At 48.2% G+C, this 22,601-nt stretch carries 19 protein-coding genes; 3 read left to right on the top strand and 16 right to left on the bottom strand.

Going from position 1 to position 22,601, the window contains the following annotated elements:
• Positions 1-31: 31 nt before the first annotated feature.
• The 4 genes from D9T21_RS09150 to dinB all read right to left on the bottom strand — a co-directional run bounded on the left by D9T21_RS09150 (position 32) and on the right by dinB (position 3,707).
• Entirely contained in the window at positions 32-1,243 is a 1,212-nt protein-coding gene (locus tag D9T21_RS09150) for an IS256 family transposase (protein ID WP_123323316.1), read from the bottom strand.
• A 93-nt stretch (positions 1,244-1,336) separates the two neighbouring features.
• Positions 1,337-2,191 carry an MBL fold metallo-hydrolase gene (locus D9T21_RS09145; RefSeq protein ID WP_123324685.1) on the bottom strand — a complete coding sequence of 285 codons (855 nt, stop codon included), beginning with the start codon at positions 2,189-2,191 and terminating at the stop codon, positions 1,337-1,339.
• Positions 2,192-2,298: 107 nt separating this feature from the next.
• Positions 2,299-2,529 (bottom strand): DUF1653 domain-containing protein, encoded by a 231-nt coding sequence (locus D9T21_RS09140; RefSeq protein ID WP_105933825.1) that lies wholly within the window; start codon positions 2,527-2,529, stop codon positions 2,299-2,301.
• 98 nt (positions 2,530-2,627) lie between these two features.
• A complete protein-coding gene (gene dinB, locus D9T21_RS09135; RefSeq protein ID WP_123324684.1) occupies positions 2,628-3,707 on the bottom strand; it encodes a DNA polymerase IV in 1,080 nt (359 codons plus the stop codon).
• A gap of 395 nt (positions 3,708-4,102) precedes the next feature.
• Between dinB and D9T21_RS09130 the strand changes: the two genes are divergently transcribed.
• The gene (locus D9T21_RS09130; RefSeq protein WP_123324683.1) at positions 4,103-5,611 is read left to right on the top strand and encodes a DUF3360 family protein; all 1,509 of its coding nucleotides are present in this window, start codon (positions 4,103-4,105) and stop codon (positions 5,609-5,611) included.
• Positions 5,612-5,689: 78 nt separating this feature from the next.
• Here the strand turns inward: D9T21_RS09130 and nqrM are convergent, their stop codons facing one another.
• From nqrM to D9T21_RS09080, 10 genes are all read right to left on the bottom strand, one after another.
• On the bottom strand, positions 5,690-5,923 hold the full coding sequence (gene nqrM, locus D9T21_RS09125) for a (Na+)-NQR maturation NqrM (protein WP_105933822.1): 234 nt from the start codon (positions 5,921-5,923) through the stop codon (positions 5,690-5,692).
• 28 nt (positions 5,924-5,951) lie between these two features.
• Positions 5,952-6,956, bottom strand: coding sequence for an FAD:protein FMN transferase (locus tag D9T21_RS09120; protein ID WP_123324682.1), 1,005 nt, complete (start codon positions 6,954-6,956; stop codon positions 5,952-5,954).
• 106 nt (positions 6,957-7,062) lie between these two features.
• On the bottom strand, positions 7,063-8,295 hold the full coding sequence (nqrF, locus tag D9T21_RS09115; RefSeq protein ID WP_123324681.1) for an NADH:ubiquinone reductase (Na(+)-transporting) subunit F: 1,233 nt from the start codon (positions 8,293-8,295) through the stop codon (positions 7,063-7,065).
• A gap of 22 nt (positions 8,296-8,317) precedes the next feature.
• A complete protein-coding gene (gene nqrE, locus D9T21_RS09110; protein WP_123324680.1) occupies positions 8,318-8,926 on the bottom strand; it encodes an NADH:ubiquinone reductase (Na(+)-transporting) subunit E in 609 nt (202 codons plus the stop codon).
• Positions 8,927-8,931: 5 nt separating this feature from the next.
• Complete coding sequence (locus D9T21_RS09105) at positions 8,932-9,564, bottom strand: NADH:ubiquinone reductase (Na(+)-transporting) subunit D (RefSeq protein WP_105933818.1); 633 nt, start codon at positions 9,562-9,564, stop codon at positions 8,932-8,934.
• A 12-nt stretch (positions 9,565-9,576) separates the two neighbouring features.
• Positions 9,577-10,335 (bottom strand): Na(+)-translocating NADH-quinone reductase subunit C, encoded by a 759-nt coding sequence (locus tag D9T21_RS09100; RefSeq protein WP_105933817.1) that lies wholly within the window; start codon positions 10,333-10,335, stop codon positions 9,577-9,579.
• Positions 10,325-11,527, bottom strand: a complete 1,203-nt coding sequence (locus D9T21_RS09095; RefSeq protein ID WP_123324679.1) for an NADH:ubiquinone reductase (Na(+)-transporting) subunit B — start codon at positions 11,525-11,527, stop codon at positions 10,325-10,327. The genes D9T21_RS09100 and D9T21_RS09095 overlap by 11 nt, the downstream gene beginning before the upstream one ends.
• A 3-nt stretch (positions 11,528-11,530) precedes the next feature.
• Positions 11,531-12,871, bottom strand: a complete 1,341-nt coding sequence (locus D9T21_RS09090) for a Na(+)-translocating NADH-quinone reductase subunit A (protein WP_123324678.1) — start codon at positions 12,869-12,871, stop codon at positions 11,531-11,533.
• Between the two features lie 534 nt (positions 12,872-13,405).
• Positions 13,406-14,584 (bottom strand): enoyl-ACP reductase FabV, encoded by a 1,179-nt coding sequence (gene fabV / locus D9T21_RS09085; protein ID WP_123324677.1) that lies wholly within the window; start codon positions 14,582-14,584, stop codon positions 13,406-13,408.
• Between the two features lie 180 nt (positions 14,585-14,764).
• Positions 14,765-15,385 carry a BamJ family beta-barrel-assembly machinery protein gene (locus tag D9T21_RS09080; RefSeq protein ID WP_123324676.1) on the bottom strand — a complete coding sequence of 207 codons (621 nt, stop codon included), beginning with the start codon at positions 15,383-15,385 and terminating at the stop codon, positions 14,765-14,767.
• Positions 15,386-15,629: 244 nt separating this feature from the next.
• Here D9T21_RS09080 and ppc point away from each other — a divergent pair, with 244 nt between their 5' ends.
• Positions 15,630-18,251: a phosphoenolpyruvate carboxylase gene (gene ppc, locus D9T21_RS09075; protein ID WP_123324675.1), complete on the top strand. Its 2,622-nt coding sequence runs from the start codon at positions 15,630-15,632 to the stop codon at positions 18,249-18,251.
• A gap of 113 nt (positions 18,252-18,364) precedes the next feature.
• Here the strand turns inward: ppc and mdh are convergent, their stop codons facing one another.
• The gene (mdh, locus tag D9T21_RS09070) at positions 18,365-19,303 is read right to left on the bottom strand and encodes a malate dehydrogenase (protein WP_123324674.1); all 939 of its coding nucleotides are present in this window, start codon (positions 19,301-19,303) and stop codon (positions 18,365-18,367) included.
• Positions 19,304-19,647: 344 nt separating this feature from the next.
• On the opposite strand from mdh, the gene argR reads away from it, so the two are divergent.
• Entirely contained in the window at positions 19,648-20,112 is a 465-nt protein-coding gene (gene argR, locus D9T21_RS09065; protein ID WP_123324673.1) for a transcriptional regulator ArgR, read from the top strand.
• Positions 20,113-20,214: 102 nt separating this feature from the next.
• Here argR and D9T21_RS09060 read toward each other — a convergent pair.
• Positions 20,215-22,601 (bottom strand): TonB-dependent receptor domain-containing protein (locus tag D9T21_RS09060; protein WP_164464626.1); only part of this gene is annotated, 2,387 nt, incomplete at its 5' end.

The raw sequence follows: 22,601 nt of genomic DNA, 5'->3' as shown, positions 1-22,601 counted from the left end.
GAGCCTGTAACAGATTCTGTGTAACTGCCATTTAGTTAATGTGTCTTTCGAGGCGTTCCTCGAACTCGATAATAAAACGACTCATAGCCTGACGCCAGTTTTGAATGGGCATTGTCCATTTTTTGCTGGCATCTTGAATCGCTAAGTAAACCATCTTTCTTGCTGCATCGTCACTGGGGAAGATTTTCCGCTTTTTGATAGCCTTTCTGATGACACTGTTGAGCGACTCAATGGCGTTGGTGGTGTAAATCGCTTTACGGATATCTTCAGGGTAACTGAACAACGTATTAAGGTTCTGCCAGTGGTTACGCCATGATTTAGAGATTTGTGGGTACTGGCCATCCCAGATTTCACTGAAGCGTTCCAGTTCGAGCAAGGCTTCGTCTTCAGTCGCTGAGCGGTAAACCCGCTTTAAATCCGTCGTGACGGCCTTGTAGTCTTTCCATGATACGTATTTGAGTGAGTTGCGCACCATGTGCACGATACATAGCTGGATGTGTGTCTGAGGGAAAACGGTGTTGATAGCATCAGGGAAGCCTTTCAGGCCATCCACACAGGCGATAAGAATATCTTCGACGCCACGCTGCTGAAGCTCAGTCAGCACACTCAACCAGAACTTAGCGCCTTCATTCTCAGCAATCCACATCCCCATCAGTTCTTTGTGACCTTCGGTGTTGATACCCAGAGCCAGGAAGATAGATTTATTGATGACCCGTTTATCCTGACGAATCTTCACTACGATGCAGTCCAGGTAAACAATCGGGTAGACGGCATCTAAAGGGCGAGATTGCCATTCAATCACCTGCTCAATAACGGCATTGGTGACACGAGAAACGAGCGTGGGCGATATCTCTGCGCCATACCATTCCTCAAAGGCATTGACGATGTCACGGGTGCTCATGCCCTGTGAATACAGCCAGAGGATTTTATCGTCCATGGAGGTGAAACGGGTTTGGTGCTTTTTGACAAGTTTGGGTTCAAAGGAGCCTTCACGGTCGCGAGGCGTATCGAGTTTAAACTCGCCGTCTTCGGTTTTGACCCGTTTACTGCTCTTGCCGTTACGGGTATTGGTAGACGTGGACTGTTGGTGTTTCTCGTAGCCAAGATGCTCATCCATCTCCGCGTTCAATGCCGCTTCAACAGTAATTTTCTTCAGCATCTGGCTAAACTCGTTCAAGTCCTCAGGTGTTTTAATCCCTTTGGCTGCTTCCCTTGCGAAAGCTTCAAGCTCTTTCTTATTCATGTTCATCTGCCTATCCTTAACTCTTAATAGAGTATGTTGAGATAGGCAGTTACACAAAATTAGTTACAGTCTCGATAGTTAGTAATTCGTTGCTCAGTATAGTGTTTTAATCCACTTCTCTTCGGTAATAAAGCTCCAGTCCCACTTAGCGTATTGTTCTGGTAAACCTTTCTCTACCGCTTGGTCCACCGATAACCCGGCTGCTTTTTGTTCTTCCACCCAGGTTTTGGTGGCTTTAATCATCGCCAGAAAGTTTTCGTAATCCGCTTTGTTGGCTAGTGGGCCATGACCGGGAATGATTTTAGTTTTGCCATCGATTTTCCCCAGCAGGGTTTCAACCGCCTTGATATAACCCTCTACGGTACCGCCAGCGCCTAAATCGATATAGGGGAAGCGTTCGTTAAAGAACAGGTCGCCGGTGTGTAACACGTTGGCCTCCTCAAACCACACCACACTGTCGCCATCGGTATGGCCGTTAGCTAAGTGAAACACGGTGAGGGTCTCATCGTTGAAGTGGATTTTAATACCGTCTTCAAAAGTCACTACCGGCAAGGCAGCTTTGCCGATGGAGTCATCATTGGCCAGGCGGATACGCACGTTTTCGTGGGCAAAGATGGTGGCCCCTTTGTTGTCATGAAAAAAAGCATTACTGCCGGTATGGTCGCCATGATAATGGGTGTTGATCACATAGCTTGGTGTGTCAGTTGCAATATCTCCTAATGCAGCACTGATTTTGGGTGCCAGGGGAGCAAACTGATCGTCGATGATTAGTACGCCATCGTCACCGGCAGACACCCCGATATTACCGCCAGCGCCTTGTAACATGTATGCACTACCATTCAGTGGCGTGACACTAATCGAAACATCGGCGAAACGATCCTGAGCCGCACTCTGTGATACAAAAAATAGTAGCGCCGCCCCAAGCGTGCTGGAAATAAGAGTTTTCATTTTATTTGGTTACCTGTCGTTAGCGTATAGTGGTTGGCTGAAATTCCATTCTGCCATTTATAAGCTGTTACAGACAAATAGGTTCACTCAAGGGGCCGGATTGCCACTTATGAAGTGGCTTCGACAGCCTTTTCGCCCAGGAAACGAAAGCGCTCTACGCTGCGGCCGTTTACTTTTACTTCCTCAGTGAACATGGAAAGCGGTCTTACCCACAAGCCTCTTTCTCCATAAAGAGGGCGATAAACCACCAGGTGGGTTTCATCTTCTGAGTGTGTTGCCACACCAATCACTTCGTAATTGTTGCCTTTGTAATGTTGGTAAATTCCCGGGCTTATCATTAAATACTTCCTTTAGGTGATGCGCACAGTCAGTTTGTAAGTCTAGTTCAGGATCCTTTGCTCTGCTAACTCATCGGCGCAGTTAACTGCCGGCAGATTTAAGACTCCTCAAACGGCAAATCCAACTGCTTGTTTTCGTCTTTCTCTGCCAGGCCTACCTGTAAACCCACCAGCCTTATGCCCCGACCATTGCTGCGCTGATACGCTTCCTGCAACAAAGGTTTAAAAGCACTGCGGTGAACACTGGGATAGCGGTGCTCTGCTGAAGTCAGCTGAAAATCGCTAAACTTGAGTTTTACGCCCAGTGTCCGAATATTAGGAGGCCGGCCACCATTATGTTTTTGCTGATGGGCGGTGAGTCTTTCCTGCAGCGTAGTATACAACTTATCGATAATTTCATCACACGCCTCTACCGTCTCAATATCTTCGCTTAACGTGCGCTCAACGCCTACCGACTTGCGTATCCGGTTGGTCTGCACCGGTCGCTCATCTATGCCATGGGCTCTGTCCCAGATAACCTGGCCAAACTTACCAAAGCGCTTTTGCAACTCTGTTATTGGATAGGCTCTTACATCTGCGCAGGTATGCAATCCCAGCTGATTGAGCTTTTGCACGGTTACCTGGCCCACTCCGGGGATCTTTTTAAGCGACATGGCTTTAACAAATTCATCCAGCTGGTCTGGCGTTACCACACACAGGCCATTGGGTTTGTTTTCGTCGCTGGCAACCTTAGCAACAAACTTACAGGGCGCTACACCGGCTGATGCCGTGAGGTTGAGTTCGCTGGATATACGCTGGCGGATTTCTTCGGCAATGCGGGTAGCGCTCCCCTGAAACAACGACGAGCCGGTAACATCCAGATAAGCTTCATCCAAAGACAAAGGTTCAATCAGGTCGGTGTAATCAGCAAATATGGCTCGAATCTTTTGTGACTCTTCCTGATAAACGGCCATGCGCCCTTTAACCAGTTTTAAATTAGGGCACAGTTTTAGGGCATAGGCCGATGCCATGGCTGAGCGCACACCAAATTTACGTGCAGGGTAATTGCAGGTAGCTATCACCCCACGGCGTTCGCTGCTGCCACCAATGGCAATAGGAATATTACGCAGCGACGGGTTGTCCCGCATTTCTACTGCTGCGTAAAAGCAATCCATATCCACATGTATTATCTTGCGCATGCCTGCTTCTTTATTTCAGCCTGTTTGGGCAACCGTTTACTTTGGGTCTTCATGGTAGTGAGATAATACTGTATATTTAACCAGCCATCCAGTTTCACTTGCCCCTTTTGGCCTGTCTGCGTTTGGCATCTACGACTAATAGCGCATATGGCTGTGTTAACAGTTTGTTACCGCCAATTCACTGCCTGACGAATTTGTTTAGTACTTTAAACTAGCTACAGACCAATACCTGCGGACAAGCTCACGTTAACATTCTGATTATTCGTGTAAAAACTGACAACACAATTGTAAATACAGAGATAACAAATAAACAATCAATTAACAAATAAGCCTTTTTATTTTCTCTAGGATGGTGATTCATCCGATTCTCATTACCTTATTTGGAGTCAGTACAAATGAGTAACAGTACAACCGTGGACGGCAAGGCTGATTTGTCCGGGACAGCCTCATCGCCGCAGTCTTCAGATTACAGCAAAAAGCATAAACCCAGCTCCGCCTTTAATAGCAGGGATGAGTACCTGGAGCACGAACTGCAGATCATGTCACCACGGCGCTGGCGACCAAACCTGCCTTTCCGTGACTACCGGTTCGAGTGGGAAGACACCATTCCGGCAATGGCCGGCACTATCGGTAAGGTTGTTATGGTGGGCGCGATTGCGGCGACCTTTGCCGGCCCTTTAGGACTGGGAGACGGCTTCGTGCTGGAGAATGTGCGCTACGAGCTAATTCTGGTCGCTTTCTTCATTGTATTGTTTTCCGGGTTTATCCTGCCAACGGCTAACCTGGCCGGTACCCACGGGCCGTTAATTCCGCTTATTCCTATTGTGGTAGCAGCAGGCGGCCACCCTATGGCGTTTGGCCTGCTGATTGGCGTGTTTGGCTTCTTGCTTGCGGTCAGTAAAGGCGGCAGTCTACTTGCCCGACTCACCAGTAAAGGGGTGTGTGGAGGCCTGTTACTGTACCTCGGCTTTATTGGCACTACCTCCCAGGTAAAGAAGCTGTTCGCCTGGGCAGAAGGTATCGATATGGCACATATCGCCTTTATTGTTATTGCCTGTACCATTGTGCTCTATGCTTTGCTGGAACACTGGAAAAAACGCTGGTTAGCAGTGCCTCTGAGTTGCCTGCTGGGTGGCGGTATGGCGTTTTTACTGGGCGCACCTTTTGAGTTTAACACTGCACCTGGTTTTCCGAATATGAGCCCTTCCTACTGGTGGGGTGAGAATACCGGCTGGATGCTCGGCTTACCCACCTTTGAAAGCTTTGTAGTGGTATTACCCTTTGCCGTACTGGCAGTAGCTATGTGGTCACCGGATTTTCTCGGCCATCAGGTGTTCCAGAAAATCAGCTATCCGCCAAAAACCGAAAAGGTACAAATGAATATCGACGACACTATGGTCAGCGCATCGGCGCGGCAAATGGTGGGCTCCGTGATGGGCGGTGCAAACTTTACCTCTTCCTGGGGCACTTACATTGTGCCAGCCGCCATTGCCAAACGCCCTATTCCCGCAGGCGCGTTGTTAACCGCTCTATTCTGCGTAATCGCCGGCATCTGGGGTTACCCCATGGATTTGGCTATCTGGGAGCCTGTGCTGTGCGTGGCTTTGATTGTGGGGGTATTCATTCCACTGCTAGAAGCTGGTATGGAAATGACCCGCGAGGGTAAAACCACTCAATCAGCGGCGATTGTGGTGTTCTCATCAGCGCTGGTTAACCCGGCTTTTGGCTGGTCACTCACTATGCTGCTGGATAACCTTGGCCTCATCGGCTGTAAAGAGCGTAGTGCAGAACTCTCCAGCATGAGCCGTTGGATTGTGCCCGGCATCATGTTTGGCGTGCTGACTACCGTGATGGCCTTGGTAGGGTTGCTGCCAGGTCTGCCAGCCATATTACCCGGTTTTTAATCAGGGTAGCGATTAGCTAACCAAACACAAAAAAGCCCCGCTCAGCATTCACTGGCGGGGCTTTTTAATATCTTACTTTTAGATAATGCGGTCTTTATCCCACTCTTTTAGCTTTTCCTGGCGGGCCTGTTCTTTCTCCATGCGAGCCTTTTTACGGTCGCAGGGTTCCGGGCAATCACAGGCTTTATCGATGCCCAGGGCACCTAAACCGCCACAGCTACCCGAGATACTTTTCTTTTGCATGATGTAGCCAATTGCCATGGCGCTTACCATCACTAAAAAGAAAGCAAAAGCTAATATAAAAGTACTCATTGTTTAACCAACCTCAGCGCTTAGCGCATTAATAAACCGTTACCAGCTCTTCAAAAGCCGGACTGGTATATTCTTCAAAATCCTTGTCTTTCCGACGGATAATAAATACCGCAATGTCATTGGCTTCGGCCACTTCGATGGCATCTTCCCATCCCATAACATTGAATGCAGTGGCCAGGCCGTCTGCCGTCATTGACGACTTATGAACTACCGTTACCGCAACTGTATTGTGCTGAATAGGCTTACCGGTACGCGGATCAATAAGATGTGAATAGCGCGTGCCATCCTGCTCATAGTAATTGCGATAATCGCCGGATGTGGCAATGGCGTTTTCACCTATCGAGACCACTTTTTGCACGGCTCGCTGATTCGACACCGGCTTTTCAATAGCTATCAGCCAGGGTGAGCCGTCGCCCTTTTCGCCTTTAACGCGCATTTCACCACCAATCTCAACCAGGTAGTTATGAATGCCGTTTTCTTCCAGCAGATCGGCGACTACATCCACGCCATAACCTTTGGCTATGGTCGATAAATCGACGTACACCTGCGGATGGCTTTTCACCAGTGCATTGCCTTGTACCTGCAGTTTATCCAGGCCAACATACTCTCTGACTGCTGCAACATCCGCTTCGCTGGGGATGGTTTCAGGGCGCATGGTTGGGCCGAATCCCCAAAGATTTACCAGCGGTCCTACGGTAACGTCGAGTACGCCGTTGCTCAGCTCTCCTAGCCTTAGCGCTTCGTTTACCACCAATAAGGTTTCATTTGATACCGCAAACGGCTCAGCAAAACGGTACTGGTTAAAACGCGATAGCTCCGAGGTTGGATCGTAGGTCGACATTAACTTGTTAACCTGCACCAGTCGCTTATCAATAGCGCTTTTAATAGCGGCTTCGTCCACACCCGCCACTTCCGGAAACTTCACATTATAGGTCGTTCCCATTGTCTGACCTAAAACATGCTCAACTTTTACCACTGGCTGCCTGGAGCAGGCAGTCATTAATAAGACCACCATAACCAGCAAAAATTTCATTTGTGTCACGTTCGTCCCCTTTGGACACTACTGCAATATCGGCTTAATTATACAGGCATAATAAAAAAGGGGCTAACAGCCCCTTTTATTATTTTACGCTAATGGCTTAGCCACCGAAGTCATCCAGCAGGATGTTTTCGTCTTCTACGCCCAGGTCTTTCAACATGTTGATAACCGCGGCGTTCATCATAGGTGGTCCACACATGTAGAACTCACAATCTTCTGGTGCAGGGTGGTCTTTCAGGTAGTTTTCCAGCAATACATTGTGGATGAAACCTGTGTAACCGTCCCAGTTGTCTTCAGGCTGAGGATCAGACAGTGCAACGTGCCATTCAAAGTTGTCGTTCTCTTCCTGCAGCATATCGAAATCTTCTACATAGAACATCTCGCGCAGTGAACGGGCACCGTACCAGAAGCTGATCTTACGGTCAGTCTTAATACGACGCAGCTGGTCGAAGATATGTGAGCGCATAGGTGCCATACCAGCACCACCACCAACGAATACCATTTCAGCATCGGTATCTTTCGCGAAGAACTCACCAAACGGACCCGAGATAGTGGCTTTATCACCAGGCTTCAGGCTCCAGATGTACGATGACATCTTACCAGCCGGCAGGCTCAGGTTATTTGGCGGCGGCGAAGCAATACGCACGTTCAGCATGATAATGCCTTCTTCTTCCGGATAGTTCGCCATTGAGTATGCACGAATGGTTTCTTCATCTACTTTTGATTCGATATCGAAGAAGCCAAAGCGCTCCCAATCACCACGATACTCTTCTGGTACATCAAAGTCTTTGTACTTAACGTGATGCGGTGGAGCTTCGATCTGAATATAACCACCGGCACGGAAAGGTACGCTTTCGCCGTTAGGAATTTTAAGCTTAAGCTCTTTGATGAAGGTTGCTTTGTTATCGTTAGAGATAACTTCACAATCCCACTTCTTAATACCAAAGATTTCTTCTTCCAGCTCGATTTTCATGTCCTGCTTAACAGATACCTGGCAAGACAGACGGCAGCCTTCACGGGCTTCACGCTTAGTGATGTGGTCAAGTTCGGTAGGCAGAATTTCACCACCACCTTCTTTTACATCCACACGGCACTGGCCGCATGAACCACCACCACCACATGCAGAGGATACAAAGATACCTGCATCGGCCAGGGCACCCAGCAGTTTACCACCTGGTGCGGTTTTGATGTCTTTTTCAGGATCATCATTGATTCGGATAGTGACGTCGCCTGATGGTACCAGCTTCGACTTGGCAAACATGATGATGAATACCAGCGCCAGTACGATGACGATAAACATCCCTACGCCAAGAATGATTTCAATTTGATTCATAGTTTCTGCTCCCTAGCGTCGATTACAACTGTACACCAGTGAAGGACTGGAAACCCAGCGCCATCAGACCAGCAATCATGAAAACAGAACCCAGACCACGGATACCGTCTGGCATGTCAGCATATTTCAGCTTCTCACGCACAGCAGCCAGTAACACAATAGCCAGAGCCCAACCCATACCACTACCTACACCGTAAACAATACTCTCGGTAAAGTTGTACTCACGCTGTACTGCGAAAGCTACACCACCGAAGATTGCACAGTTAACCGTGATAAGCGGCAGGAAGATACCCAGGGCGTTATACAGTGCCGGGAAGAACTTATCCAGACTCATTTCCAGGATCTGAACCAGTGCTGCAATAACACCGATAAAGGTCAGGAAGTTCAGGAAGCTCAGGTCGGCATCAGGGAAACCTGCCCAGGCCAGTGCACCCGGAGCCAGAATGTTTACATAGATAACCTGGTTAACCGGTACCGAAATACCCAGTACCACGATTACTGCAACACCCAGACCCATAGCTGTTTTTACTTTCTTAGATACGGCCAGAAAAGTACACATACCCAGGAACAGCGATAACGCCATGTTCTCAACAAAAATTGAGCGAACAAATAATGATAAATAATGTTCCACGAAACTTACTCCTTAGGCTCAACTTGTTCCGGGCGAATAGTACGGATAACCCATACCAGACCACCGATTAAGAAGAACGAGCTGAACGGCAGAATCAGCAGACCGTTAGCCTGATACCAGCCACCATTTTGAATCAGTGGCAGGATTTCGAAGCCAAGGATAGTACCGAAACCAAACAACTCTTTAATGATACCCACAACAATCAATACAAATGAGTAACCCAGACCGTTACCGATGCCGTCTAAGAAAGACATCAGCGGCGGGCTCTTCATTGCATAGGCTTCTGCGCGCCCCATTACGATACAGTTGGTTATAATCAGACCAACGAATACCGACAGCTGTTTTGATATCTCATAGGAGTAAGCCTTGAGGATTTGATCCACAACGATTACCAGCGACGCGATGATGGTCATCTGAATGATGATCCGCACGCTGCTTGGGATCTGATTTCGAATTAACGAGATAAACAGGTTAGAGAATGCTACTACGCTGGTCAGAGCCAACGACATTACTAACGCCGTTTCAAGTTTGGTAGTAATCGCAAGTGCAGAACAAATCCCCAGGATTTGTAGTGCAATTGGGTTACTGTCTAAGATCGGTCCAAAGAGGACCTTCTTCATTTCTTTAGTATCAGCCATGATAATAACCCCTTACGAACGCCAGGCTTGTTTTTTAAGGAACGGGCCAAAGCCGTTTTCGCCAACCCAGTACTGAATGGTGTTGTTTACACCATTACTGGTTAGCGTTGCGCCAGACAGCGCATCAACTGCATACGGGTTGTCTTCACCGGCCGCTTTTTTCACTTCCAGTGCAACGTCGCCGTCTTTATACAGCTTCTTGCCATCCCACTTTGCCTGCCATTGTGGGTTTTGTACTTCACCACCCAGTCCTGGCGTTTCTTTTTGCTGATAGTAAATTAGCTCACGAACGGTTTTACCGTCTGAGTCAACAGCCAGGAAACCATACATCAGGTCCCACAGGCCGCTGCCGTGAACCGGCAGAATTACCCGGCTAACATCACCGGCGTCATCGCGTACCAGGTAAACTGATGCCACTTCTGCGCGACGTTGAAAACCCACATTGCTGTTTTCAACTTTGATGCTGCTATCCGGCTCTTTAGCCGCTTTATACATATCGTAGTCGTCAGACGGCGCTTCAACAAATTCACCTGTGCTCAGGTCAACAAAGCGCTGTTCAACAAACTCGTTATAAGTTGCCAGGATGTCACCGTTTGCTTGTTCCAGCAGACCCGCCGCTTGCAGGATGTTAGACATCTTGTCTTTCTTAGCATTGGTTTGCTGAATATCACGCAGGCCAACCGCCGCACCTGATACAATAATTGAACAAACTAAACAAACTGCCAGTACAACGCCGACCGTTTTTCCTAAAGATTCTTTTTTAGCCGACACGAGCTATCCTCCGCTTGATATTGCTTTGAGCGACAAAGTAGTCGAATAGTGGCGCCCACAGGTTGGCAAACAGAATTGCCAGCATGACACCCTCTGGGAATGCAGGGTTAAGTACGCGGATCAACACGGTCATAAAGCCGATAAAGAAACCGTACGCCCATTTGCCCTGGTTGGTAAATGACGCAGACACAGGGTCTGTAGCCATAAAGAACATACCAAAGGCCAAACCACCCACTACAAAGTGCCAGTGCGCCGGCATGGCGAACATCGGGTTGGTATCACTGCCAATCAGGTTAAGCAGGGTTGCAAAGAACGCTACACCCAGTGCAACACCGGCCACGATTCGCCAGCTAGCAATGCGCATGTAAATAATGAACAGACCGCCCAGCATAATCGCCAGCGCAGAAACTTCACCGGCTGAGCCAGGAATGAAGCCCATGAACGCGTCCATCCACGCGTTGGTGTCGGCATAGTTTAATGAACCTGATGCACCTTCACTCAGTGAAGTCGCACCTGAGTAACCGTCTGCAGCAACCCATACGCGGTCACCAGAGATTTGCGCCGGATATGCGAAGTACAGGAACGCACGACCAGACAGTGCAGGGTTAAGGAAGTTACGGCCAGTACCACCAAAGATTTCTTTCGCGATAACCACACCGAAGGTAATACCCAGAGCAACCTGCCATAGTGGAATAGTTGCTGGCAGTGTTAGTGCAAACAGTACTGACGTTACGAAGAAGCCTTCGTTGACTTCGTGCTTACGCACAGAGGCAAACAGTACTTCCCAGAAACCACCAACAACGAACGTCGTTGCGTAAATAGGCAGCCAGAAACAAGCACCGTAGAACATCAGACCAAGTGTGCCTGAATTAGTCAGGTCCCCGCCCAGCGCAGTAAATAAGCCTGCCTGCCAGGTGTCTGGCAGCGTACCAGCGCCAGCAGCAATGGCTTCCTGCGCCTGGAAACCAATGTTGTACATACCAAAAAACATGGCTGGGAAGGTAGCCATCCACACCATGATCATGATGCGTTTCAGGTCGATACTGTCACGCACATGCGTACCAGCTTTGTTTACGTGACCAGGCGTGTAGAAAATAGTCGCGGCTGCTTCATACAGTGCATACCATTTTTCGTACTTTCCACCGGGCTCGAAGTTAGGTTCGATTTTTTCTAAATACGCTTTTAAGCCCATGAATTAACCCTCTTTCTCAATGGTGGTCAAACAATCGCGCAGAATGGAACCATAAGTGTATTTGCCGGGGCACACATAGGTACACAGCGCCAAATCTTCCTCGTCCAGTTCCAGACAGCCCAGTGTTTGAGCACTGTCAGTATCACCGGAAATTAAATCCCGTAATAATAACGTTGGCAGGATATCCAGAGGCATCACACGCTCGTAGTTACCAATTGGCACCATCGAACGCTCTGAGCCGTTAGTGGTAGTAGTCATATCGAATTGCTTGCTACCACTGAAGTGACCGGTGTAAGCACGGGTTACTGAGTGTTTATCCGAACCGGGAGTTAACCAGCCAAACAGGACTTTCTCTTTACCTTCAAGTAACAGAGATACCTGTAAATGGAAACGACCTAAGAAGCCGTGAACGCCCTGTGCGGTAGTACCGTTAAGTACGGAACCAGACACTACGCGAACGTCACCGTCTTTCTTCTCGCTGGCAGTCAGTTCTGTCAGGTCGGCACCAACAACAGTACGTACCAGGCGAGGATTTTTTGCTGCCGGACCGCCAATTGCCACAACACGGCTGTTGTCCAGTTCACCGCTGGTCAGTGTTTTACCAATGGCAATAACGTCCTGGTAGTTTACTGTCCATACGGTTTTCTTGGCGCCTACCGGATCCAGGTAATGTACGTGAGTACCAGCCAGACCAGCAGGATGCGGACCATCAAACTCAGCGGTTTCTGCTTTGCTGTCGCCAGCAGATACGTTTGCGCCGGCTTTCTTACAAAGATAAACCTTGCCGCCGGATAAGATGCTAAGCGCTTTTAAGCCGTTAGCGAAATCTTCCTGACGCTCAGCGATAATCACCGCTGGGTCAGCTGCTAACGGGTTAGTGTCCATCGCGTTAACAAAAATTGAGCTTGGGGTTGACCCCAGTGCCGGAGACTTACTGAACGGGCGTGTACGAAGTGTCGTCCACAGTCCGGTGTCTACCAGTATCTGCTCAAGTTTTTCACGCTCAGTTGACGTAATCTGGTCAGCAGCAATGGCTTCGAAGGTTTCAGCTTCGTTACCTTCCTGCTTTACAACAACTGATTGTAAAACACGTTTAGCACCACGGTTTACTTCTACCACTTCACCCGCAACCGGAGCAGTAAATTTAACGCCAGGATTCTTTTTATCTTCAAAAATCAGCTGACCTTTCTTTACCTTGTCTCCAACCTGCACGTGCATGGTAGGACGCATACCCACATATTCTTCTCCCAGTATGGCAGCCCGAGACACAGACAGACCATCCTGGATCTGTTGTGTCGGAGCTCCCGATATAGGGAGGTCGAGACCTTTTTTGATTTTTATCATACGTAATCGCACTACTCTAATAGAAATACCCTTTTGAATTTGCAGCGCTCCGGCAAATCTGCCAACAGAGCCACAATTCAAAAACGTACTTCGTACAAACAGTAAAATTTGGTTATTTAAAACCGTAACAAAGCTACAAAGCTTCGTTTCCACTTCGCAAAAATGCAATCCAGCTGAATTGTTATTGTTGTTAGAAAGTGTCGTGGTTTTTATTGTGTCGGGCGCTTGCTGTATCGCCCATTGTCACGACCAGGTGCAGGATCCTGAACAAGGTCCTCCACTTAATTTCGGAATTTTAGCATCAACATAGCAACTTACGCTACGTTGATTAGAGATAAACGCTAATTTTTATCCCAATTATCTGTACAACTAACCTACCACATTAGTCTTATATCTAATCACAGAGGCCACTCTGTCTGGCTTGCAATGCCCGGCGTACTGAATAATGCCGACCTACGGCTATGCACTAAAGTATTAACCAATCGCCATAATAAAGCCGTCATAAAGACGGCTTATATCAATTATTAGTTGGTATTACCAATTAACCAAAGGATCCACATCGGCCTCATAATCGACGCCTGACACGTCGAAGCCGAACAGTTTTAAAAACTCATGATGGTAACCGGCATAATCGCTCAGATCGTGGAAGTTCTCCTGGGTTACCTGATCCCACAGCGCTTTGATTTTAGCCTGGGTTGCATCATTGGTTTCCTTACCGTCCATGCGGTAGCGATTTTGCTCATCCAGGGTTGCGCTATCGCCGTACAGGCACTGTGTATAAAGGCCTGCAATTTGTTCGATACAACCTTCGTGGGTGCCTTCTTCTTTCATTACCTGATAGATTAAAGAAATATACAACGGCATAACCGGGATCGCTGAACTGGCCTGAGTCACCAACGCTTTGAGCGACGACACATGTGCATCAACCTGTAAATCAGCGTGGTCAGAATTAATTGCCGTGGCGGCACGGTCGAGATCTTCTTTGGCTTTGCCAATTGTTGCCGAACCATAAATTGGCCAGGTCAGCTCTTTACCAATATAAGTATAAGCGGTGGTTTTACACCCTTCAGCCAGAACACCGGCCTCAGCCAGCGCATTAAGCCACAACTCCCAGTCTTCACCGCCCATTACCTTAACGGTATCGGCAATTTCTTGTTCAGTAGCCGGCTCAAGTGAGACTTCGTGTATTTTGTCTTTGTCGGTATCGTAAGTCTTAGTGGTATACGCCTGCCCAACCGGCTTCAAGGTAGACTTGTATGTTTCACCCGTGGCCGGATCGGTGCGGCGTGGTGAAGCAAGACTGTAAATAACTAAGTCCACCTGACCCAGGTCAGCTTTGATTTTGTCGATAACCTGCGCTTTTAATTCATTAGAGAAAGCATCACCGTTAATGGTCTCGGCATACAGGTCGGCTGCTTTTGCCTGTTCATGAAACGCCGCGGTGTTGTACCAGCCTGCAGTCCCTGTTTTACGCTCTGTAGGCGGCTTCTCAAAGCATACACCCAGAGTGTCGGCACCATAACCAAACGCTGAAGTGATCCGCGACGCCAGGCCATAACCGGTAGAGCAACCAATAACCAGTACCTTTTTAGGCCCGTCACCGAGCTCGCCAAGACCTTTTATATATTGAACCTGTTCTGCAACAACTGCAGCACAACCCTGTGGGTGTGCATTAGTACAAATGAAGCCTCGAATTTTGGGCTTGATAACCATAGTGACTCTATCCTTTCTTATTTTAGCGCGTATTGTAAATGACCGGCGATTGATAACAACTCTGAACAGCTGGAGTAAGCCTAATGCTATTTTCGCCGATTGCAAACTACTCCTCAATGCCCTTGGCTAAAATAGCAAAAAGCCCGCAACCGCGGGCTTTTATAAGCAACAGGTAATTGCTTAGGCAATTACGTCGAGCAGCTCGATATCAAATACCAGCGTGCTGTATGGTGCAATCGCGCCACCTGCGCCCTGCTCACCGTATGCCAGGCTGTGCGGCACGTATAAACGCCACTTAGAACCAACCGGCATCATTTGCAGTGCTTCTGTCCAGCCTTTGATTACGCCACCTACCGGGAATTCTGCCGGCTGGCCACGATCGTAAGAACTGTCAAATACAGAACCGTCGATCAGCGTACCGTGGTAATGAGCTCGAATGGTGCTTTCTGCAGTGGGTACTTCACCGTCGCCGGCACTTACTACCTCGTACTGCAAACCCGACTCAGTTACCTGAACTTCGTCACGCTTAGCGTTTTCAGCCAGGAACTGTTCGCCTTCTTCAATCGCTGCTTTGTGTTGCTCAGCTTTAGCTGCCTGCATGCGCTCGTGGATTTCACCAAACGCGGCACGCAGAGCGTCGTTGTCAACCTGTGGAGCCTGACCCGTAAATGCATCTTGTAACCCTGCTACAACAGAGTCCAGATCCAGTCCGTCAAATGGATTTGATTGTAATTGCTGACCCATTTGGAAACCAATTCCGTAACTAGCCTGGGTTTCTACTGTTTTAAATAAATCTGACACAGTGTCTCCTGAAATAAAATTACACTTTTTGCGCAATTATTAATCAAAACCCGTAGTATTCTGAAAATTTTTATTACGCTTCGATTTTTCGCTGGCGTAGTGTAACACACCCAGATAATCCGTGCCCGCGACATTGTTCCGACCGGTTTGAAGAGCCCGTTTCAAGGGGCTGTTAGATAAAAAGCTATTAGACAATTTAATTAAGAGACAGTATGTTGATAGCACTGTTTTTTTGGAGGACGCCATGCAATCACATTATGACGCGCAGTTGAAAGATACTGTTCGCTATTTGGGAAAAACGCTGGGACAAACAATCAAAGCTCAGCTGGGAAATGACTGGTTAGAGAAAATAGAGAAAGTTCGCCTTGACGGTCGCGCATCGTTTAAGGGTGATACAGATTCCAGTGAAAATCTGAAAGAAACTTTCAAAACCATGTCCGACAGCGAATTACTGGTAGTAGCCAGAGCATTCGCTCAGTTTCTTAACCTGGGCAATATCGCCGAGCAGGAATATAACGCCGGCCTGGATGTCGACGCATCCATCGACTCACTTTTTTCACATCTCGATAAGGCTGAACTGAGCGCACTGGAAGTGGAAGAAGCGGTAGCAAAACTGGATATTGATCTGGTGCTTACAGCTCACCCTACCGAAGTATTCCGTCGTACCCTTATTCATAAGCATAAAGAGTTAGCTTACTGCTTAAAGAGCATCCATCACGAGCAATTAAGTGATACCGAGCGTAACCGTCTGGAAACCCGTATCGCCGATTTAATCAGCCAGGCCTGGCACACCGAAGAGATTCGTTCGGTACGCCCTACCCCGGTTGACGAAGCACGCTGGGGCTTCTCAGTTATTGAGAACTCACTGTGGGATGCGGTTCCTGATTTTCTGCGCGACTTAGATGAGCGCTTACAGCAGGATTACAACGTCAAACTGCCAATCGATGCAGCCCCCATTCACTTTAGTTCGTGGATGGGCGGCGACCGTGACGGTAACCCGTTTGTTACTGCCAAGGTCACCGAAGAAGTACTGCTGCTGGCCCGTCGTCGTGCCGCTAAACTGCTGACCATCGATCTTGATCGTCTGCAGGTTGAGCTGTCGATGAACGACTGCAACGACGAGCTGAAAGATGCCGTAGGCGAGCAATATGAGCCGTACCGCGCCTTATTACGTCCGCTGGTAAAACGTTGTGCAGATACCCGCGACGGTATTTACGATTTCTTCAACGGTCGTCCGTACGATTCCAGCGAGTGGATTGCGTCTAACGATGAACTGTTAGAGCCGCTGCTGATGTGCTACCGCTCACTGTGTGAGTCAGGCCTGGAAGTAACCGCCAACGGCATGCTGCTCGACACTATCCGCCGGGTTAAATGTTTTGGTGTGCATCTGTTACGCCTCGACGTACGCCAGGACTCACAGCGTCATGCTGATGTACTGAGCGAAGTAACCCGTTATCTGGGACTAGGCGACTACGCACACTGGAGCGAAGCCGACAAACAAGCTTTCCTGCTGCGCGAGCTAAGCTCTAAACGCCCACTTTTGCCTCGTTGTTGGGAGCCATCGGAAGATGTTCAGGAAGTATTGGACACTTGTAAGGTTATCGCCAGCCACAGTAAACACGGGTTTGGTATCTATACTATTTCCATGGCGAGTGAAGCGTCTGATGTCATGGCCGTACAGTTACTGCTGCAGGAAATGGGAGTCGACTGGCCAATGCCGGTAGCTCCATTATTTGAAACCCTGGACGATTTAAATAACTCACCTACCGTGATGCGTAAACTACTGAGCATCGACTGGTACCGTGGTTATATTCAGGGTAAGCAGTTTGTGATGATTGGTTATTCTGATTCTGCTAAAGATGCCGGCGCCATTGCCGCAGGCTGGGCGCAGTATGAGTCTCAGGAAGCGCTGGTTGCGCTGGCTGAGGAATTCGACATTAAGCTAACCCTGTTCCATGGTCGCGGCGGTACAATTGGTCGTGGCGGCTTACCGGCGCATGCCGCTATCCACTCGCAACCGCCGGGTTCACTGGACGGTGGTTTCCGGGTCACCGAACAGGGTGAAACCATCCGTTATAAGTTTGGTATGCCGTTACTGGCCAAGCGCAGCCTGGGTATTTACACCAGTGCGATTATAGAAGCCATGTTGTTCCCACCACCTGCACCCAAAGACGAGTGGCGTGAATTGATGAAAGCCATGGCCGCTAAGGGTCGGGATTTCTATCGTGGCGTAGTGCGCCAGGATCCGGAATTTGTCCCTTACTTCAGGGTTGCTACACCGGAACAGGAACTGGGTAAATTGCCGTTAGGTAGCCGTCCTGCTAAACGTAAGCCAACTGGCGGTATTGAAAGCCTGCGTGCTATTCCTTGGATTTTTGCCTGGGCGCAAACCCGTCTGGTACTGCCAGCCTGGTTAGGCAGCATGAAAGCCATTGAAGCCGTTCGTCAGGAAGGTAACCACGAAAAGCTACAGGAAATGCGTGAAAACTGGCCTTTCTTCCAGTCGCGTTTATCCATGCTTGATATGGTCTTCCAAAAGGCCGATCCGCGGATCAGTGCAGAATACGATGACCGTCTGGTGCCAGACGAACTTAAGCACTTTGGGGAAGCCTTACGCACAGAGCTGCAGGAAGCGATTAAGCTTCAGCTGGATATTAATGGTCAGGCCGATATTATGGAAGCCGATCCACAAGGTAAAGAGTCGATGAATATTCGCGCTCAGTATCTTGAGCCTCTGCACTTCCTGCAAATCGAGCTGTTATCGCGTCTGCGTCAGTTAGATGAAGACGAGCACGATGCCACGCTGGATAAAGCCATGATGGTTGCAATCAGCGGTATTGCTATTGGTATGCGCAATACCGGCTAAATCTCGCGCAGGCCTAACACAAACAAAGCCCGGATAAGTTATCCGGGCTTTTTTATACCGCCAACAAAAAAGCCGCTCAATTGAGCGGCTTCTACATAAGATGTTAAGCTTACTTAGCCGTTTACGAAATCAACACCCAGTTTGATGTCGCCACGCAGGCCTTCCAGCATATCCTCTTTAGCTTTCTGTTCGAAAGCACTCAGTTCGCCGTAAGACAGAATTTCTTCAACACCGTTTGGACCTAAACGTACCGGGTGCGAGAAGAACGCAGCGTCGTCGCTGTCATCAGTCTGTACATAGGTGTACTCAACAACGTTGTCGCCTTGCATAGCTGCAACCAGAGACAGACAGAAGCGTGCTGCCGCCTGACCCATAGACAGTGTAGCAGAACCGCCGCCAGCTTTAGCTTCAACGACTTCAGTACCCGCATTCTGGATACGGGTAGTCAGAGAAGCTACTTCGTCGTCAGAGAAGTCTACGCCTTCAACCTGAGACAGCAGAGGCAGAATAGTGGTGCCTGAGTGACCGCCGATAACCGGTACGTGCGTATTAGCCGGATCAAGATCTTTCAGTTCAGCAACAAAAGTTTCTGCACGGATTACGTCCAGAGTCGTTACACCGAACAGTTTGTTCTTGTCGTAAACGCCTTTTGCTTTCAGTGTTTCAGCAGCGATAGCAACCGTGGTGTTTACCGGGTTAGTGATGATACAGGTACAAGCAGAAGGACAGTTATCAGCAATGCCTTCAACCAGTGCTTTAACGATACCCGCGTTGATATTGAACAGGTCTGAACGATCCATACCAGGCTTACGAGGTACACCTGCTGGAATTAATACTACGTCACAACCCGTTAAAGCTTCTGCCAGGTCGTCTTTACCGTGACCGGTAACTTTAACTGCAGTGGGGATGTGGCTTAAATCTACCGCTACACCAGGAACAACTGGTGCAACATCATACAAAGCTAACTCAGAACCTGCTGGCAGTTGTGTTTTTAACAACAGTGACAGCGCCTGACCAATACCACCGGCAGCACCTAACACGGCTACTTTCATACCATTTCTCCTCATGGAAAGAATCACGTTTAATAACGGCCGAACACCTTAAAGGATGTCAGCCTTAAACTCAATCACCTATTAGTCGTATGACAGGTGAATGGGCGATTTATCGGGTTATATTCAATATAAGTGCATAGTTATGCATTAATGTTGCTTTTTCATGCAAATTAGGGCACAATAACTGGTTTTTAAAACCGTTAGGGTATGGGAGCTATCCCGGCCCTGAACCTTTCGCGGAATAGAGTATACACCAAGCCGGCAGGTTAGCCGAATCGATTAGCGATTAATACATAACCGGCGCGGTCAAAATCATAAAATTATTAATAAACGTCAGGAACTAAATGGCAAATCAGAAGCAGGAAGAGCTCATCCGGGCATTCAAAGACATTCTTAAAGCTGAAAGTTACGGCTCCCAGGGAGAAATTGTTGAAGGGCTGAAAAATCAGGGCTTCAACAATATAAGTCAGAGTAAAATATCACGTATGCTGAGTAAGTTTGGCGCGGTTCGCACCCGTAATGCCCGCGGTGATATGGTTTACTGCCTGCCGCCGGAACTGGGTATGCCTACGGCTAAAAGCCCGCTCAAGCAACTGGTGCTGGATATTGAGCATAATAATGTGATGGTGATCATTCGCACCAGCCCCGGGGCTGCGCAGCTGATTGCCCGTTTACTGGACTCGCTGAGTAAAAAGGATGGCGTACTTGGCACCATTGCCGGCGATGACACTATTTTTATTGCACCGGCCGATGTAACCAAAATCGAAAATCTGCGCCAGCGCGTGGAAGATCTATTCGATAACGTATAAAGAGTATAAGGCGTCACCCTGCTGCTATCGCTCCTGTTTATTACGGCGCTTAAAACAAAAAACCCCGCATTAGCGGGGTTTTTTATGATTAGCAGTAGCTGCTTAGAAGCGGTAGCTTACGCCTACACGAACTTCCCACAGTGACGCGCCAATTGAATAGTTATCGCGCTGGTCAGCGCCGAAGAACTCTTCATAAACATACTGACCGTCGTCGTTGATGCTAGCACCAACAACAGATTCAGATACGAAGTTACCTTGTTTCAGTACACCCCAGTCATCGTTTAACAGGTTACCCAGGTTTTCGATAACGAAGAATGCTGATGCACGGTGACCTTCTGCAAACGCAGGCAGTTCCTGGCTGATGCGAACGTCAACTTTAGTCCACCAGTCGCCGTTAGTACCGTTACGTGACGCAATCTTTCCGCGGCCCAGGCCTTCAGATGAGATGAATGCATTGAACGCATCCAGATCAAAATCAGGACCGTAAACAACGTTTGGATCGTCTACAGCAGGTACATAAAGCAGTTGGCGACCACCACCGGTGTTATCATCACCGTAGAATTGGTCCAGCACATCTACGTATTCGATTTCACCGTTGTCATCCAAACGCGGCACATCACCAAAGGTATAGCTCATGCCACGGCCTTCGTTAGCTGATGCAAACACGTTGAAACGCGTTGTATAGCCATCGATAAACTCATGCTTATAACCTACGCGCAGGGTGAAACGATGCGGAATGTTATAGTTAGAAGTTGCCGCACCAGGATTGTTTGGATCGCTGGTCGCAAAGTTAACAAAGTTAGAGTAAGCAACTGAGCTGGTCATTGGGTTAACGTCAGTAGAATCGTTATACGCATAAGCTACGCTTACGTCTAAACCGAAGTCGTATTCTTTAGACACTGCCAGTGACAATGTAGTCGCATCGCCTGAATCACCATCAACGTTGGTTAACAGGAAAGTACTGTTAGAGCCGTCATAACGTGGACGACCATCCGGGCCATATCCAGTGATTTCACGTGAAGGCTCGATGTAGGTCGCTGCATCTTTCTTATCAGTGTAAAGAATGTCAGCTTGTACCAGGTAGTCGCCAGGTGCCAGGTAAGTTAAACCTAAAGCATATTTCCACTCAGTAGGTACTTCAAAGTTAGGATCAACAGCAACAACGTTGTTAGCTGAGCCATTTGTTGGAGCATCTTCTACAAAATCATACAGAGCTTGTGGAATACCGTAACCTGGTGCAGCGTTGTTCACTAACGGCGTATTGAACAGATCTACTGGCAGACCACCAAAGTCAACATCTTGCTGCCAAGGAGCTACAGTCGTCGCTACCTGAATTACACCGTCATTAGAGTAAGCGTTAGATACCCAAACGTTCGGGTTACCGCCAGAGTACAGACCGAAACCACCGTGTAATTCCATGTCGTCAGTCAGTACATAGTTGAAGCCAACACGTGGCTGCCACAGGTCGATACCATCTAAGTTACCGGTGTTAGTCAGACCTTGACCATTGTTGTAGTCAGCATATTCGGTTTCAAACGCTTCATTGTAACGAGGGCGATCATCAGAAGACCATCTGTCATAACGTAAACCAAACAGTAAAGTCAGGTCGTCATTCACATACCAGTCGTCCTGTAAATAGAATGTGGTAGTGGCAAAGCTAAAGCTTGCTGCAATGTCGTTCGGATCGTTGGTACCAGCAGCATTATTATAGAAAATGCGACCTGCCAGACCGTTGCGGAAATCATCGATTGAGTTAAAGCGATACTCACCACGTGACTGTTGCACGAACAGGTTGAACACATCTAAGTCTTCATATTCGATACCACCGGTGATGGTGTGATCGCCTAACAGATAGGTACCTGCCAGTTTAAAAGTTGTGTTATCCCAGTTCAGGTCGTTTGACTGACGAGAATCATCCGGACCAAGGTAAACAACAGTGTCACCCAGGTTAATTTGCATTTCACTGAAGCCGGTACCCGCATCTACAGAGATCTGACGGTTGTCCAGTTTCGTTTTACCAATACGAAGTTCGGTAGAGAAATCTGACGTCCAGTCTGAGTAAACAGAAGCTGTAATAGTTTCGATTTCTGCGCCACGCTCATAGAAGTGACCGTCGAAAGACAGGCGAGATGTGCCGGTATCAGACTCAGAAATATTGAAACCATCGTTCCAGTTATACGTGAAGGCTGCACGGTGATCTTCGTTAATGTTCCAATCTAATTTGATTAGTAATTTCTCGTCTTCAACAGGAGAAGACCCTTTGAAACCACCTGGATCGTAACCGTAAATCGTTTGAGAGATTTCGGTAATTTCAGCAATTTCTTCTGCACTTGCGCGAGACAGACCAGCATACTCATGCAGACGTACACCTTCTTTCTTCTCGTAAGCACCGAATAAGAACAGCTTGTCGCTAATCAGCGGCAGACCTACCGCAGGGCAAGATCGTACTTTTGTTAAATTACTCTGATATCTGATCGATTTAATTCGTT

This window comes from Marisediminitalea oceani (assembly GCF_003731635.1).
GTDB lineage: Bacteria > Pseudomonadota > Gammaproteobacteria > Enterobacterales > Alteromonadaceae > Alteromonas > Alteromonas oceani.
This window is presented reverse-complemented; position numbering and strand designations above follow the sequence as displayed.